The sequence below is a fragment of the Parahalioglobus pacificus genome, assembly GCF_014652275.1.
GTDB classification, from domain to species: domain Bacteria; phylum Pseudomonadota; class Gammaproteobacteria; order Pseudomonadales; family Halieaceae; genus Parahalioglobus; species Parahalioglobus pacificus.
On the sequence record NZ_BMYM01000001.1, the window covers coordinates 1,854,050 to 1,867,559 of the forward strand.

Here is a 13,510-nt window from a genome sequence, read left to right on the forward strand (position 1 = left end):
AATGGCACCCGTGAATTGCGCACTTCTAGAAGTCGTCGTTGCGCATCATGGCGTCTGAACCGCCATCCACAAAGAATACTGACCCACAGACAAAATCCGCTGCCTCGCTTAACATAAATGCCATGACACTGGCTATTTGATCGGGCTGTGCCGTGCCTCCCCAGGGCACGCTGTCAGCAAAGTCGCGCATCAATTGCCCCAGCGTCGGGTCAGACATCACCTTCTCCGACAGAGGCGTGCGGGTAATACCGGGCGCAACTGCGTTGATACGTACGCCCATCTCAGCGTAGGCAACCACCTGGCGTCGCATCCACATGGTCAGCGCGCGTTTTGATCCGGCGTAAGCTGTGTGGCCGTCCCGAGCATCGATGTCGGCACAGGCCTTATCCTCATCGCCGTCAAGGCAGGCTTGCACGTAGCTGTCATCACCCGTCACCATCGGCGCTGAGTTAGAGCCCACCAGCAAGACGGTGCCACGGCGTTTGGCAACCAAGTCTTTCAGGCCCTCCACCACGGCAACCACGCCAAAGTAATTCACGCGAGCGATCAGGGATAGCGGCTGTGTGACGGGTGGCACTCCGGCACAGGGAATCAGGCCGTCAAGTCCATCAGCGGCTCTTGCGCGCACCTCAGCGACCGCATGCTCACGACCCTCTGCGGTAGAAAGGTCTGCAACAATATCCGCATCCCGGATGTCCACACAGATCACATCGTGTCCGCTGGATTGCAGGCGCGCTTTCAGCGCAGCGCCGATTCCGGTGGCGCCACCGGTCATTGCGTAAACACCCATCGTCTTCTCCTTCAGGTTGTCAGAGAGTATCGGTGAGAATCTGGCTTAGCCACAGTTCCAAATCGGTCAGCGTGACCGTCCAAAAGTGTCGATCAGCCCGGCGCCAGCACCGTGCTGTCACCGACACCACCAAGCAGACTGGGCGATTTGTTGGTCGAGCGAGAGATCGCCCGATCCAGCGGCTGAACATGCAATGGCTGTTTCAGAATCGGGGCGAAAACCGGATCCCCATCGACGATAACAGCGCTATTGTCCAACCATCGGGGTATCTCTTCGCGCTGCAGCATCACTGGCATGCGCGAGTGCCAGGGCTCCAGGGCAGTGGCTGCCTGCGTCGTAACCAGAGTGCAACTGAGCAGGGGCTGACCGCCTTTTTCCCAAATATCCCACAAGGCGGCAACAGCTAAAGCGCCGGAATCAGGCGTGAACTGGTAGGGCTGCTTGCCTTCACCCTCTTTGCGCCACTCGATAAAACTACTCATAGGCACCAGGCCACGCTGGCGTTTGAAGGGCGTTGAAAACGCGCGGCTCCGTGACAGGGTTTCGCTGCGGGCGTTAAACATGGCGTATTTCTGATCGACCGCCGGCGCCCAGGACGGTGTAAGCCACCATCGCGCGCTGTCTAGCGCGCCTTTGCCCGTTACATTGCGCACCAGTCGCACAGACTCGGTGGGTGCGACGTTAATAGCCGGCGGTAAATTGAGATCAATTCCCAGGTCTTTCAGCAATTGCTGCAGGCCGGGGTTGTCGATGACATTGAAACGTCCACACATGGCACTACTGTGCCAACTGGCGGCCAGCGCTGCAAACAAGGTTTGCCAAAGTGAACCCCGGTGCAGCTCGGCCTGCGATTCTGTGCTTCAGGTGCTGCGTGGCCTTGCCTGTCTCAAAATGCGGGTAGTACTCTGAGCGCCGGATCTGGAGGATACACCATGAGTAATAAACCCAGTGCACCGGCTATCGAAGGCTGGTTCACCCTGGACGAGCAGCCGCACCTCATAGGCACCCGCTGCAACGCCTGCGGCACTTACTATTTCCCCAAGCAGGACCAATTTTGCCGCAACCCCGGCTGCGACAGCACCGAGTTCAGCGAGGTGAAATTGAGCCGCACCGGCACCCTCTGGAGTTACACCAACGCCTGCTACAAGCCGCCGGCGCCCTTTGTCGCGGCAGAGCCTTTTGAGCCCTACGCCATTGCCGCCGTGCAACTCGAGGCAGAACAAATGGTTGTGCTGGGTCAGGTCGTGGAAGGCACTGGCGTGGAAGCGCTGAAAGTAGGCATGCCTATGGAACTGGTGCTGGAACCATTGCACGAAACTGACGACGACGTAAAGATCACCTGGAAGTGGCAGCCCATGTCCGCGACCGCAAGCGAGGAAGGCTGAATCCATGAGTAATGAGATTGCAATTCTTGGGGCGGGAATGCACCCGTGGGGCAAATGGGGTCACAACTTCGTACAGTATGGCGTGGCCGCAGCTCGCGAGGCGCTGGATGACGCCGGCATACCTTGGAAAGACGTCAGCTTTGTCTCTGGTGGCGCTACTGTCCGCTGTGGTTACCCTGGTTATGTGGCCGGAGCAACCTTTGCACAGGCATTGGGCTGGCAGGGGGCCGAGGTGAATACGTCCTATGCGGCCTGCGCCTCCGGGTCGCAGGCACTGGCCGCTGCGCGCAACAAAATTCTGGCGGGAGGCTGTGACGTTGCACTGGTGGTGGGTGCCGACACTACACCCAAGGGCTTCCTTGCACCGGCCGGCGGCTACCGCCCGGAAGATCCGGACTGGGTGCGTTTCTATCTAGGCATCACCAATCCAACCTACTTTGCCCTATACGCCAGGCGCAGAATGGACCTGTACGGTGACACACTGGAAGACTTCGCAGCCGTTAAGGTGAAGAACGCACTGGTGGGCAGCAAGAATCCCAGAGCGCGTTACAAGAAGTGTTTCACGGCTGAAGATGTCGCTGCCTCTGCCATCGTAGCGGACCCTCTGCGCCTGATGGATATCTGTGCCACGAGTGACGGCGGTGCGGCTCTCATTGTTTCGAGCGTGGAATACGCAGAACGCATTGGCAAAGGGGATGCGCCCCGCGTAGCGGCAATCTCCACCGTTACACCCACTTTCGCAAGCGGCGTGGTAGAGATGCCCGATATCGCCACAGACTCGGCTGCAGCGGCAGGCATCGATGCCATCAGTTATCGCTCGCAACTGCCTCTCAAGGCGTATGAAGAAGCCGGAATTGGCCCCGAGGATGTCGACTTGGCAGAAGTCTACGACTTGTCGACAGCGCTGGAACTGGACTGGATAGAAGATCTGCAACTGGCACCGCGCGGCGAAGCCGCGGCGATGCTGCGAGCCGGTGACACCACTGTCGGTGGGCGCACGCCCGTTAACGCCTCAGGTGGTCTGGCCTGCTTTGGTGAGGCCGTGCCCGCGCAGGCATTGGCGCAGGTCTGTGAGCTGACCTGGCAGTTGCGCGGCCAGTGTGGCGAACGTCAGGTTGAGGGTGCGCGGGTTGGCATTACGGCTAATCAGGGCCTGTTCGGCCACGGAAGCTCGGTCATCGTGAAACGCTGATCAGGGCTCTCGCACCGAGGCTTTCATAAGGTAGGCAATGAGGTCGGCCCGGTCCTTTGGATCGGGCACCCCCAGACTCATCATCGTCGTATCAGGAAACATCGCCATGGGATTGGCCAGCCAGAGGTTTAATAGCTCCGGTGTCCACACGAAGTCTGCCTGCTTGAACGTATCCGAGTAGTGCTCGAAACCGGCTTGCTTGCCGGCAATCCGACCAAAAATGCGATGCAGGTTGGGCCCATTGTTATGGCCCATGATTTTTTCGGGATAATGACAGGTCCGGCATTGGCCAAACACCAGACGCCCGCGCTGGGCGTCCCCCGCCTCCAGAGTCAATGCCGGCTGGGTCCCTCCTGGTTCATTGGGGTCTGTCTGACCGACCGCAACCACCGAGTACGTCAGTCCCGCAATCGCCAACACTGCGGCCAGGTATTTGTGGAGGCTCATCACCCACATCATGCCAAGTCTCCTGCGGCGGCCAGACCCGCCTGTCGACCGAAGTAGGTGCAGTCACCCAGCGACAGTCCGCTGGCAATGTAAGGCGCAAGGGGCAACCCCGCTGTAGTGCGGCCAGCCGCAAACAAGCCCGGCACCGGTTCGCCGTAGGGCGTGAGCACGCGGCCGTTGATATCGGTGTGCAGACCGCCAAAGGTATGCGCGGGAAAGAAAGCTTCGTCCACCGATAAGGCCCAGGCCTTGTAGGGTGGCCCCTGCAGCGGGCGCAGGTAAACCGGCGATTTCTGAAACTGGGGGTCACGCCCTCTGGCGGCGAAGCGGTTGTAGTAGGCCAGCGTGTGCTGCAACGCCCCAGCAGGAAAACCCACCGCGGTCGCCAGTGCCCCAATGCTGTTGGCGCTGGCAACTTCAGGAAAGTTGTCCTGGGCCAACGCATAACTGCTGTCAGCATCTGTGATCAGCCAGGCCTTTCCCTGCTGTTGATAGGCGATGTGATGCCCCAATACACCATGGTAAGAATCTTCTGCGACAAATCGCTGCGCCTGATGATTGACGACAATGCCCGACAACACATTCTCGGGTGGGTAAATCGGGGCAATGGCAAAGCCATGGTCCATTCTCAATACATCGCCGCCGGCAGCCAGGCCCAGAAGAATGCCCGCGCCCAAATCGCCAGCATTACCCCAAGGCACCGAGCACTGAGCTAACTCTGGCGCGTAACGGGCCAACATATCGCGATTGTGAATAAAGCCACCGGCGGCCAGAACGACACCGCGCTTCGCACGAATATGTTTTGTCTCGCCGGCCATATCCGCCCGCACGCCAATTACCCGGCCATCGCTGGCGGTAACCAGCTCTGTCACCGCAGAGCGAGACTGCATCTCAATGCTGGCCGCCCCCGCCCGCCCCAATAAGGCGGCCATCAGGGTACGGCCACCCGTCATGCCTGCAACGCCCGGCACATGGCCACGCGCGGCAGGTGTCGCCTGCTCCCTCGCGGGCCAGGCCAGCTCATTGCCAGAAACATAAAGAGACTCATCGCCCATGGGTAAGCCCTTGGCGGCGGTGAAGCCCTCGCTATAGGGCACGCCCTGATCGACCAGCCAATCAAAGTGTGCCACCGACTCTTCGCAATAGCGCTGAACCTTGTCCCGTTGAGGATTCAGCGCGCCCGTATTGGCGATAAAATCGTACATCGCCTCGACGGTATCGCTGACGCCCAGAGCGCGCTGCAGTACCGTGCCACCACCGGCATAGACCACGCCGCCGGACATCGCCGACGAGCCACCGAAGCGCGGCAGTGATTCAAGAACAAGTACGCTCGCACCCTGCCCGGTAGCTTCCAGCGCGGCGCACATGCCGGCAGCACCTGACCCCATCACCACAACATCGGTGGTCAAATCCCAATGAGTGACCGCGGTACCGTCGATTGCGGCCCGGGCGCCAACCCCGGCCACCGCCGCGCCAGCCACCGCGCCGCCGAGAAATCCGCGCCGGCTGAGGCCTCCGGCAGCGGTCGCACGTCTTTCGCGGTCGCTAGTCATGCGTCAGGCATACCTCTGGTAGTCCAGCTTTTTATTCACCATGTAGGTGCGGTGTCGAGCGCCGGCCCGATCAAGATCACCACTGCCATAGGCGACGTCACCGTGATAAAGGAAGCAGTATCCGCCATCCACTATCACGACCTCGGGTTCGAAAACATCGGGCTCGGCATTGGCCAAATGAGAACGCGCAGCGCTGCAATCAGCGAACTCACTGACTTGCACTATGCTGACGTAGGTCGGTGGTGCAAGAAAGAAGGGATGCTCGTCGTCTTCAATATCGGCAAACGCCTGGGCCGGGCTGCACCAGCGATGGCGCGCAATTTCACCGCCATCCACTTCCACTTCCTGGCCGTCATCCAATACACACAGGAAAAACCAGGTGGCGTAACGGCGCTTGGCCCCTTGCGGCGTAGTCCAGTGCGACAGGTACAGCAGTTGTTCGTCGCTGACTTCCAGACCAACTTCTTCGCGCGTCTCTCGAATGGCCGCAGCGCGCGCCGTTTCCAGTGGGCTTGCGGCTGGCTGCGCATCTTGCGGGTCGACCTTCCCTCCCGGGAACACCCACATCCCGCCCATGTGACTCACGGCCTCACTGCGCTGAACCAACAGGACCTCAAGGCCGGAAGCACCATCACGAGCAACAACCACAGTCGCGGCGGGCATGGCAGCAGCGCTATTGGAGGTATCGGCCATGCGATCTACGGAAAAAATCGGCTGATGGTGTCGATCACACAGGCCGGCCGGTCACCGCCCTCAACCTCGATGGTGACGCGCACGACGACCTGAACCCCGCCTTTAACCTCTTCGGCCCTGATAATTTCGCCAGCGCCACGGACGCGACTCCCGACTGGCACAGGGGCAGGAAAGCGCACCTTATCGCAACCATAATTCACGCCCATAGACACATTTTCGACGGTCATCAGCTCCGGCAGAAACAGGTTTGCCAATGACAGCGTCAGGTAGCCATGTGCGATGGTCTTGCCGAAGGGGCCCTGCGCTGCTCGCTCGGGATCCACATGAATCCACTGATGGTCACCTGTTGCTTCCGCAAACTGATCGATTCGCTCTTGCTCAATAGTGAGCCACTCGCTGTGCCCAAGGTGTGTTCCCTCCTTGCCCATCAGTTCCTGCGGTGATAAAAACGTGGCCATGTTAGCGCTCGCTCCTGTGAGTAATGGCAGGGACTATACCACCGCGATAGCTGCGCCAGCAGACGCCTGCTACGCAAGACTGCTGCAGCGCAGCATGTCGAACCACAGACCGGTGAACAGCCCTCGACAGGTAGCTCTGCCTGTGAGATCGATCGCAATTACACAGCATGAGCTGACAAAACAGGCACAACCACCAGTAATCATCTATAGTCATTGCAACAAACTATGAACTATGGAGACAACAATGGACGGACTGGACTCGGATACGCTGCTTAATCTCTACATCATCCCCTGGGGCATCAAGATTGTGCTCGCCCTACTCATCTTCCTCATCGGCCGAAAAATCGTCGGCATGGTGGTGGGTTTTGCAGAGCGAATGATGGAACGCCAGGAGATGGATGAAATTCTGATCCGGTTTATCTCATCCATCATCAAATGGGTGCTGCTGCTGTTTGTAATTATCGCGGCACTGAGTCAGCTGGGCGTAGACACGACTTCCTTGATTGCACTACTGGGTGCAACGGGTCTTGCCATTGGTCTTGCACTGCAAAGTTCGCTGTCAAACTTTGCTGCCGGAGTCATGCTGATCATCTTCCGTCCATTTACCAAGGGTGACTTCGTCGAGTCCGGCGGCGCCGCTGGTGTCGTGGACTCTATCAGCATCTTTACCACCAAGCTGACCACGCCCGATAACAAGGAAGTCGTGGTACCCAACAGCGCCGTGTTCTCAAACAACATTACCAACTACTCGGCGCGCCCCACACGCCGCGTCGACATGGTCTTCGGTATCTCGTATGACGACGACATCCGCAAAGCAAAGAGCGTGCTGGAAGAGATTATCGCCGCAGACAACCGCGTGCTCGGCGAACCGGCACCGGTGGTGGCATTGGGGGAACTGGCAGACTCCAGCGTGAACTTTCTGGTAAGGCCCTGGGTCAATGCAGAAGACTACTGGGCGGTGCTGTGGGACACCACCGAGGCCGTGAAGTTGCGCTTCGATGCAGAGGGTATCAGCATTCCCTACCCCCAGATGGACGTGCACTTCGACAAGTCTGAATAGCGCGACGCTCAGAGCCTAAATAGACCCTTAACCCCCGGCAGCCTTCGCGTGCTGTCGGGGCACGCCTCCCGCACCTCGACCGAAAAGTCCAGGTTACGAGGATTTCACAGAATCCCCCGCTTCTCTTGTGTTATAACCCCACTGTATTCCAGTGAAGCGGTATTCCCTTGAAGCCCACAGTTCGACAGACATTGCTGGCAGCGTCATTGCTGATTGGTGCAACGACGATCAGCGCTATGCTTTTCCTCTCCAGGCCGGAAACGGAGATCGCAGAACCCGTCTACAAGCCCGTGACCGTCGACGCTGCTGAGGTGGTCATGGAGAAGGTCCGCATACCGGTATCTGCTCAGGGCACAGTGGCCCCCATGCAGCAAACCAGCCTGCAATCTGAGGTACGCGGCCGCGTTGTGGAAGTCTCAGACAACTTCAATGTGGGAGGCTTTGTCGCCGAGGGTGAGACATTGCTGCGGGTGGACCCTCGCGACTACCAGACCGACCTGCTGCGCGCGCAAGCTGCGCTGGAGTCCGCCGAGAGCGCGCTCGCACAGGAACGTGGACGCGCAGAGGTTGCCAGACGCGAATGGGAGCAACTGCCCAAGGGCAGCCAGCGCAGCGATGAAGCGCGCGACCTGTATTTACGGAAACCACAGCTGGAACAGGCAGAAGCGCAGTTACTGTTCGCCAGGGCTGATCTCGAGACCGCGCAGGATAACCTCGACCGCACAATTATCCGCGCGCCTTATGACGCCATTATTCAGGCCAAAAACAGTGAACTTGGCCAGTTCCTGAATGTTGGCGCCAGTATCGCCGAAGTGGTTGGCGTGTCTATGGCTGAAGTGCGATTGCCTATCCCCCAGTCACGCCTGCCTTATCTGAATCTCCCTGGCGTCACTGGCAAGGAAACCAACAGCCAGGCAGCCATCGACCTTTACACTGACAATGGTGAGCAGCGTCAGCACTGGCCGGCGCGACTGCACCGGACCGAAGGCAGCTACGACCAACGCTCTCGCTCATTGTTTACCGTGGCACGCGTACAAGACCCCTACGGCCTGAAAAATACAGACCAGACACCACTGCGTTTTGGCAGCTTCGTCAGCGCGCGAATCCTGGGTAAGTCGTTCGACAACATCGTGGTACTGCCGCGCTACCTGCTGCGCGCGGGCAATGAGCTGTGGGTGATTGGGCCGGGCAATATCTTGCAGAGCCGCGCTGTCTCAATCCTGAAAACTGGCGGCGACCTGATCTACATCACCGATGGACTCAGCGATGGCGAGATCGTTTCCCTGACGTCGCTGGATAGCAGCTTCCGCGGTGCCGAGGTTGATATCCAATCCAGCACCCCCAGCAATCAATTGCACGGTGATGGGACGCCCGCCGGTGACGACCCTGCTGTCCCGGCCGAAGAAGCCACAGTGACCATCACCCCGCCTGAGGGCAACGCCGGATGAGCCAAACTCCCCGTCGCGGCATCATCGCCTGGTTTGCCCATAATCCGGTCGCTGCCAATCTGCTGATGGCAGTCATCATGGTGGTGGGACTGGCCTCGGCCTTCAACATTCAGCGCGCAATGTTCCCGGCTTTGGACCTCGAGGTCGTGATGATCAACATGGCCTACCCTGGCGCTGCGCCGGAGGAAGTTGAAAAGGGCGTGGTGTTCAAGATTGAGGACGCCATTAATGATGTGGACGGCATCAAGCGGGTGGAATCAGACGCGCTGGAGTCCACTGCTCGCCTGTTCATCGAGCCACAAGAGGGCTACGACCTTAACAAGCTCATGGACGACATCAAAAACCGCATTGATGCCATCCAGTTTTTCCCGGAGGGAGCAGAAAAACCGATTATTTCCAAGCCGGAGCTCATGTTCCCCGCCATCACCGTCCAGATCACTGGCAATCTGGACGAGCGCAGCATGAAGGCCATGGCGGAAAGCATACGACGAGAGCTGCTGACCTTCCCCGAGATTTCTGCGGCTGAAGTTGTCGGTGCCAGAGAGTACGAGATCTCGGTCGAAATTACAGAAGCGCAATTGCGCGAGTATCAAATGACCCTGGGAGATGTTGCACGCGTCATCGCCAACTCCTCCCTGGATCTGCCAGCGGGTTCTGTACAGACGCGCAACGGCGACATCATGCTGCGCACCGTGGGGCAGGCCTATGTGCAACAGGACTTTGAAGACATCGTGCTGCGGACCTTCCCCGACGGTACACGGCTGATGCTCGGCGACATCGCCAACATCAACGATGGCTTTGTAGATGCCAAGGGCTTCGCTTTGTTTGACGGCAACTACTCCCTGGGCGTTAACGTATTCTCTATCGGCTCTCAGGACATTATCGACACGGCTGAGGTGACCAAGGCCTATGTGGCCGACAAGCAGGCTCAGTTGCCCAAGGGCATCGATCTCACCGTGTGGTCCGATACCACCTACTATCTGGAAGGTCGGCTCGGGATGATGGTGCGAAACCTGGCGATGGGTGCGCTGTTGGTGTTCATCATTCTGGCCCTGTTCCTGGAGATCAAGCTCGCGTTCTGGGTGATGCTTGGCATCCCGGTCTGTTTTCTGGGCGCAATGGCGCTGATCAACACGCCTTACATCCACACCAACCTGAACATGATCAGCATTTTCGGCTTCATTCTGGTGCTGGGAATTGTGGTGGATGACGCCATCATCATGGGTGAAAGCGCCTACACCGAGCAGGAAGCACACGGCCACAGCATCGAGAGCGTTGTGAATGGCGTCTACCGAGTGTCTACACCAGCCACCTTCGGCGTGCTGACTACCATCGTGGCCTTCGCACCCACACTGTTTATGGACGGCGTCTTCGCTGCCTGGCCCGAAGCCTGCGGCTGGGTCGTTGTACTTTGCCTGATGTTCTCACTGGTCGAGTCCAAGTGGATTCTGCCTGCTCACCTTGCACACAGTAAGCCCACCCAGAATCGCGCCCTGCTCGCCATCGACCACATACAGGAAGGCGTTAACTCACGCCTTAGACGTTTTGTAGAACAGCGGTACCGGCCTATGGTGCAGCGCTGCGTAGATAATCGCTACATCACGCTGTCGGTTTTCCTCTCGGGCCTGATTCTTTGCGCAGGGCTGTTACTCGGCGGCGTTGTTCGCATGGTGATATCGCCTGATGTACCCGGCGAGTTCCTGCAGGTAGAACTGAGAATGTCGGAAGGCACGCCGGAAGAGCGAACCCGCGAGGCCGTGCTGGAAATCAGCCAGGCACTGTACGATGTGGAGGCGCGACTGCAGCGTGAAAGCGGTGTAGACGAACCGCTGGTAGAGCACATCGCAGCCTACGGCTACGATCGCATTAACGGCCGCCTGGACGTTGAGCTCACCAAGGAAGATCAGCGATCCATCACTACACGCGTCATCGAGCAGGCCTGGCGTGACGAAGTGGGTACTATTCACGGCGCCGACGTGATGGCGATAACCAACGTGGACGGCCCGGGCATCGGCCCCGATATCGCCTTCGACCTGATGCATAACGATCTCGGAACGCTGCGCAAAGCCTCCGCTGACCTGGAGGAAGCCTTACGCCATTACGAGGGCCTGTACGACATACGCAACGGCGCCAGCGATACAGCAGATGAATTCCACCTGGAAATTCTCCCGGAAGCCGAGTCGATGGGCCTGACCCGCTTTGATCTCGGTAACCAGGTTCGCCACGCCTTTTACGGCGCGGAAGCACAGCGAGTCCAGCGCGGCATCGACGAGATTAAAGTGATGGTGCGCTACCCCGAGGCCGACAGGGAAACCGTTTCCAGCCTGACTGATATGTATATTCGCACACCCCAGGGCGATGAGATTCCATTTGACACAGTGGCGCGGGTAGATGTTCGCCAAGGCTTGCTGAAGGCCACACACATCAATTACCAGCGCGCTGCGGAAATCACCGCTGAAGCCAATAAGGATATTGTCGAGCCGGGTCGGGTACTGGCAGATATCGAAGAGAAAGTGATGCCGGAGCTGATGGCGCGTTATCCCGGTTTGAACTGGGCAATTTCGGGGCTGTCCGACGAGGAGACCAAATTCTTCGTTAGCCTGATGATTGGTTTTGCGCTGGCGCTATTTGGCATTTACGCCCTGTTGGCTATTCCTACACGATCCTACTTGCAGCCATTGATCATCATGGGCGTGATTCCGTTTGGCATTATTGGCGCTGTAGTGGGCCACTGGCTGCTGGGTCTGCCGCTGAGCATGATGTCATTCATGGGGGTTATTGCGCTGTCCGGCGTTGTGGTTAACGACAGTCTGATTCTGGTGGACTACGTCAACAAGGCCGTGGGCGCGGGCACACCTTTGCGACAGGCCGTGCTCGACGCCGGCGCTAGACGCTTCCGCGCCATCCTACTGACCTCGCTTACGACTTTCTTCGGTCTCGCGCCAATGCTTATGGAGCGCAGTGTACAGGCGATGGAAATCATCCCGATGGCAGTGTCACTGGCCTTTGGTATCGTCTTTGCAACGGTGATCACACTGTTGCTGGTGCCCTGTCTGTACATGATTCTGGATGACTTCAACGCGCTGTTCGCCAGCCCTGACGAAGGACAAACAGGACATACAGCGACGGGTGGTGCAACAGCCCCAACGGCTCTCAGCGCGGATTGATCTCCCGTCCGCGCCACCGCACGTAACACATAGCAGCAGTGAACAGCAGGGTAACGCTACTCAGCCCCACCCACGCCACTGTTTCATGGGGTTGGGCAAATACCCGCTCCACCCCGAGGACGAAGTAACCCAAGGCGATAAAACACAGCCACACATAGCTGCGCAGACTGTCCTTGAGCATGCCGGGCAAGAAAATCAGCAGTGGAAGAAGCTTAGCCACCCAGATCACCCAGGGAGCGCCGCGCAACAGAGCGTCTGTCGCCTGTTGCCCCACAAAGCACCCATAGCTCAACCAGGTAAGGGACCATAAAAGCCGCGTCAGCGGCTCGCGTTGTACTGCCATTAGACCAATCCCCTTGCGATACGGGCCACACGTGCACCCAGCGCCTGGCACAGGCTTGATTCGGTATCGTCCAGTGCGCGGCCATTGTCATCACCCGCCCAGTGACTGGCGCCGTAGGGCGTTCCGCCGCTTTGGGTACGCATCAATCCAGCTTCGCTGTAAGGTAAGCCCACCATGAGCATGCCGTGATGCATCAGCGGCGTCATCATACTCAGCAAAGTGGATTCCTGACCGCCGTGCAGACTGGATGTGGACGTAAATACCGCGGCAGGCTTATCGATCAGCGCACCGCTGAGCCACAGGTCGGAGGTCTGATCGATGAAGTGCTTTAGCGGGGCTGCCATATTGCCAAACCGCGTCGGACTGCCCAACAGTAGACCCGCGCAATCGCGCAGATCGTCAGGCTCGCAATACACTGCTCCCTCATCAGGGATCGCGGGCGCAGTGGCCTCACTCACTGCCGATACGGGCGGCACCGTGCGCAAGCGGGCATCCATACTGCCCTCGCGCTGCACACCGCGAGCGATCTGCCTTGCCATTTCCGCGGTAGCGCCACCGCGGCTGTAATACAGCACCAGTATGTAGGGCGCACTCACTTGTTAATCAGCTCCAGCACGTTCTCTGGCGGGCGGCCCAGTATCGCACGTTCACCAGCAACAACGATGGGACGCTCAATCAGTTTTGGAAAAGCCACCATGGCGTCCAATACTGCCGCTTCATCAGAGGCCTTGGATAGACCCGCTTCCTTGTAATCAGCCTCGCCACGACGCACCAGTTCAGAGGGCTGTTTGTTCAGCGCCGCCAATAAGGCCTGCAGCACCTTGCGATCAGGCGGTGTTTCGAGATAGAGAATCACCTCGGGCTGCACACCGTGCTCCTGCAGCAGTGCTAGTGTATTGCGAGACTTGGAACAGCGCGGGTTGTGGTAAATTTGAAACTCAGCCATAGCATCATCCAGGTAAAGCGGCGAGTAT

General features: G+C 58.7%; 14 protein-coding genes. 5 read left to right on the forward strand and 9 right to left on the reverse strand.

Translation table 11 applies throughout. The features are described 5' to 3' along the window. Window positions 1-25: 25 nt before the first annotated feature. Window positions 26-790 (reverse strand): SDR family oxidoreductase, encoded by a 765-nt coding sequence (locus tag IE089_RS08390; RefSeq protein ID WP_189477102.1) that lies wholly within the window; start codon window positions 788-790, stop codon window positions 26-28. 92 nt (window positions 791-882) lie between these two features. After that, window positions 883-1,563 carry an SOS response-associated peptidase gene (locus tag IE089_RS08395; RefSeq protein ID WP_189477104.1) on the reverse strand — a complete coding sequence of 227 codons (681 nt, stop codon included), beginning with the start codon at window positions 1,561-1,563 and terminating at the stop codon, window positions 883-885. 159 nt (window positions 1,564-1,722) lie between these two features. On the opposite strand from IE089_RS08395, the gene IE089_RS08400 reads away from it, so the two are divergent. Beyond that, entirely contained in the window at window positions 1,723-2,175 is a 453-nt protein-coding gene (locus IE089_RS08400) for a Zn-ribbon domain-containing OB-fold protein (RefSeq protein WP_189477106.1), read from the forward strand. A 4-nt stretch (window positions 2,176-2,179) separates the two neighbouring features. Continuing rightward, entirely contained in the window at window positions 2,180-3,367 is a 1,188-nt protein-coding gene (locus IE089_RS08405) for a lipid-transfer protein (RefSeq protein WP_189477108.1), read from the forward strand. Here the strand turns inward: IE089_RS08405 and IE089_RS08410 are convergent, their stop codons facing one another. Genes IE089_RS08410 through IE089_RS08425 form a run of 4 tightly spaced genes read right to left on the reverse strand, consistent with a single transcriptional unit; the run spans window position 3,368 to window position 6,518 of the window. Then, complete coding sequence (locus IE089_RS08410; protein ID WP_229802652.1) at window positions 3,368-3,826, reverse strand: c-type cytochrome; 459 nt, start codon at window positions 3,824-3,826, stop codon at window positions 3,368-3,370. Further along, a complete protein-coding gene (locus IE089_RS08415) occupies window positions 3,823-5,367 on the reverse strand; it encodes an FAD-dependent oxidoreductase (protein WP_189477110.1) in 1,545 nt (514 codons plus the stop codon). The genes IE089_RS08410 and IE089_RS08415 overlap by 4 nt, the downstream gene beginning before the upstream one ends. A 3-nt stretch (window positions 5,368-5,370) precedes the next feature. Further along, window positions 5,371-6,060 (reverse strand): NUDIX hydrolase, encoded by a 690-nt coding sequence (locus IE089_RS08420; RefSeq protein WP_189477112.1) that lies wholly within the window; start codon window positions 6,058-6,060, stop codon window positions 5,371-5,373. A gap of 5 nt (window positions 6,061-6,065) precedes the next feature. Next, entirely contained in the window at window positions 6,066-6,518 is a 453-nt protein-coding gene (locus IE089_RS08425) for a MaoC family dehydratase (protein ID WP_189477114.1), read from the reverse strand. A gap of 244 nt (window positions 6,519-6,762) precedes the next feature. On the opposite strand from IE089_RS08425, the gene IE089_RS08430 reads away from it, so the two are divergent. The 3 genes from IE089_RS08430 to IE089_RS08440 all read left to right on the forward strand — a co-directional run bounded on the left by IE089_RS08430 (window position 6,763) and on the right by IE089_RS08440 (window position 12,193). Further along, window positions 6,763-7,578, forward strand: coding sequence for a mechanosensitive ion channel family protein (locus tag IE089_RS08430; protein WP_189477116.1), 816 nt, complete (start codon window positions 6,763-6,765; stop codon window positions 7,576-7,578). 167 nt (window positions 7,579-7,745) lie between these two features. Beyond that, a complete protein-coding gene (locus IE089_RS08435; protein ID WP_189477118.1) occupies window positions 7,746-9,026 on the forward strand; it encodes an efflux RND transporter periplasmic adaptor subunit in 1,281 nt (426 codons plus the stop codon). Then, entirely contained in the window at window positions 9,023-12,193 is a 3,171-nt protein-coding gene (locus IE089_RS08440) for an efflux RND transporter permease subunit (RefSeq protein ID WP_189477120.1), read from the forward strand. Before IE089_RS08435 ends, IE089_RS08440 begins: the two co-directional genes overlap by 4 nt. Here the strand turns inward: IE089_RS08440 and IE089_RS08445 are convergent. Genes IE089_RS08445 through arsC form a run of 3 tightly spaced genes read right to left on the reverse strand, consistent with a single transcriptional unit; the run spans window position 12,180 to window position 13,482 of the window. Further along, window positions 12,180-12,536, reverse strand: a complete 357-nt coding sequence (locus tag IE089_RS08445) for a DUF2069 domain-containing protein (RefSeq protein WP_189477122.1) — start codon at window positions 12,534-12,536, stop codon at window positions 12,180-12,182. The two genes, IE089_RS08440 and IE089_RS08445, sit on opposite strands and share 14 nt — an antisense overlap. Further along, a complete protein-coding gene (gene wrbA, locus IE089_RS08450; protein WP_189477123.1) occupies window positions 12,536-13,132 on the reverse strand; it encodes an NAD(P)H:quinone oxidoreductase in 597 nt (198 codons plus the stop codon). The genes IE089_RS08445 and wrbA overlap by 1 nt, the downstream gene beginning before the upstream one ends. Then, on the reverse strand, window positions 13,129-13,482 hold the full coding sequence (gene arsC / locus IE089_RS08455; RefSeq protein ID WP_189477125.1) for an arsenate reductase (glutaredoxin): 354 nt from the start codon (window positions 13,480-13,482) through the stop codon (window positions 13,129-13,131). The genes wrbA and arsC overlap by 4 nt, the downstream gene beginning before the upstream one ends. Between the last annotated feature and the right edge of the window lie 28 nt (window positions 13,483-13,510).

Bases quoted from the DNA above. Each gene is read 5' to 3' on its own strand.
- IE089_RS08390 (WP_189477102.1), bottom strand. From the start codon at position 790: ATGGGTGTTTACGCAATGACCGGTGGCGCCACCGGAATCGGCGCTGCG.
- IE089_RS08395 (WP_189477104.1), bottom strand. From the start codon at position 1,563: ATGTGTGGACGTTTCAATGTCATCGACAACCCCGGCCTGCAGCAATTG.
- IE089_RS08400 (WP_189477106.1), top strand. From the start codon at position 1,723: ATGAGTAATAAACCCAGTGCACCGGCTATCGAAGGCTGGTTCACCCTG.
- IE089_RS08405 (WP_189477108.1), top strand. From the start codon at position 2,180: ATGAGTAATGAGATTGCAATTCTTGGGGCGGGAATGCACCCGTGGGGC.
- IE089_RS08410 (WP_229802652.1), bottom strand. From the start codon at position 3,826: ATGATGTGGGTGATGAGCCTCCACAAATACCTGGCCGCAGTGTTGGCG.
- IE089_RS08415 (WP_189477110.1), bottom strand. From the start codon at position 5,367: ATGACTAGCGACCGCGAAAGACGTGCGACCGCTGCCGGAGGCCTCAGC.
- IE089_RS08420 (WP_189477112.1), bottom strand. From the start codon at position 6,060: ATGGCCGATACCTCCAATAGCGCTGCTGCCATGCCCGCCGCGACTGTG.
- IE089_RS08425 (WP_189477114.1), bottom strand. From the start codon at position 6,518: ATGGCCACGTTTTTATCACCGCAGGAACTGATGGGCAAGGAGGGAACA.
- IE089_RS08430 (WP_189477116.1), top strand. From the start codon at position 6,763: ATGGACGGACTGGACTCGGATACGCTGCTTAATCTCTACATCATCCCC.
- IE089_RS08440 (WP_189477120.1), top strand. From the start codon at position 9,023: ATGAGCCAAACTCCCCGTCGCGGCATCATCGCCTGGTTTGCCCATAAT.
- IE089_RS08445 (WP_189477122.1), bottom strand. From the start codon at position 12,536: ATGGCAGTACAACGCGAGCCGCTGACGCGGCTTTTATGGTCCCTTACC.
- arsC (WP_189477125.1), bottom strand. From the start codon at position 13,482: ATGGCTGAGTTTCAAATTTACCACAACCCGCGCTGTTCCAAGTCTCGC.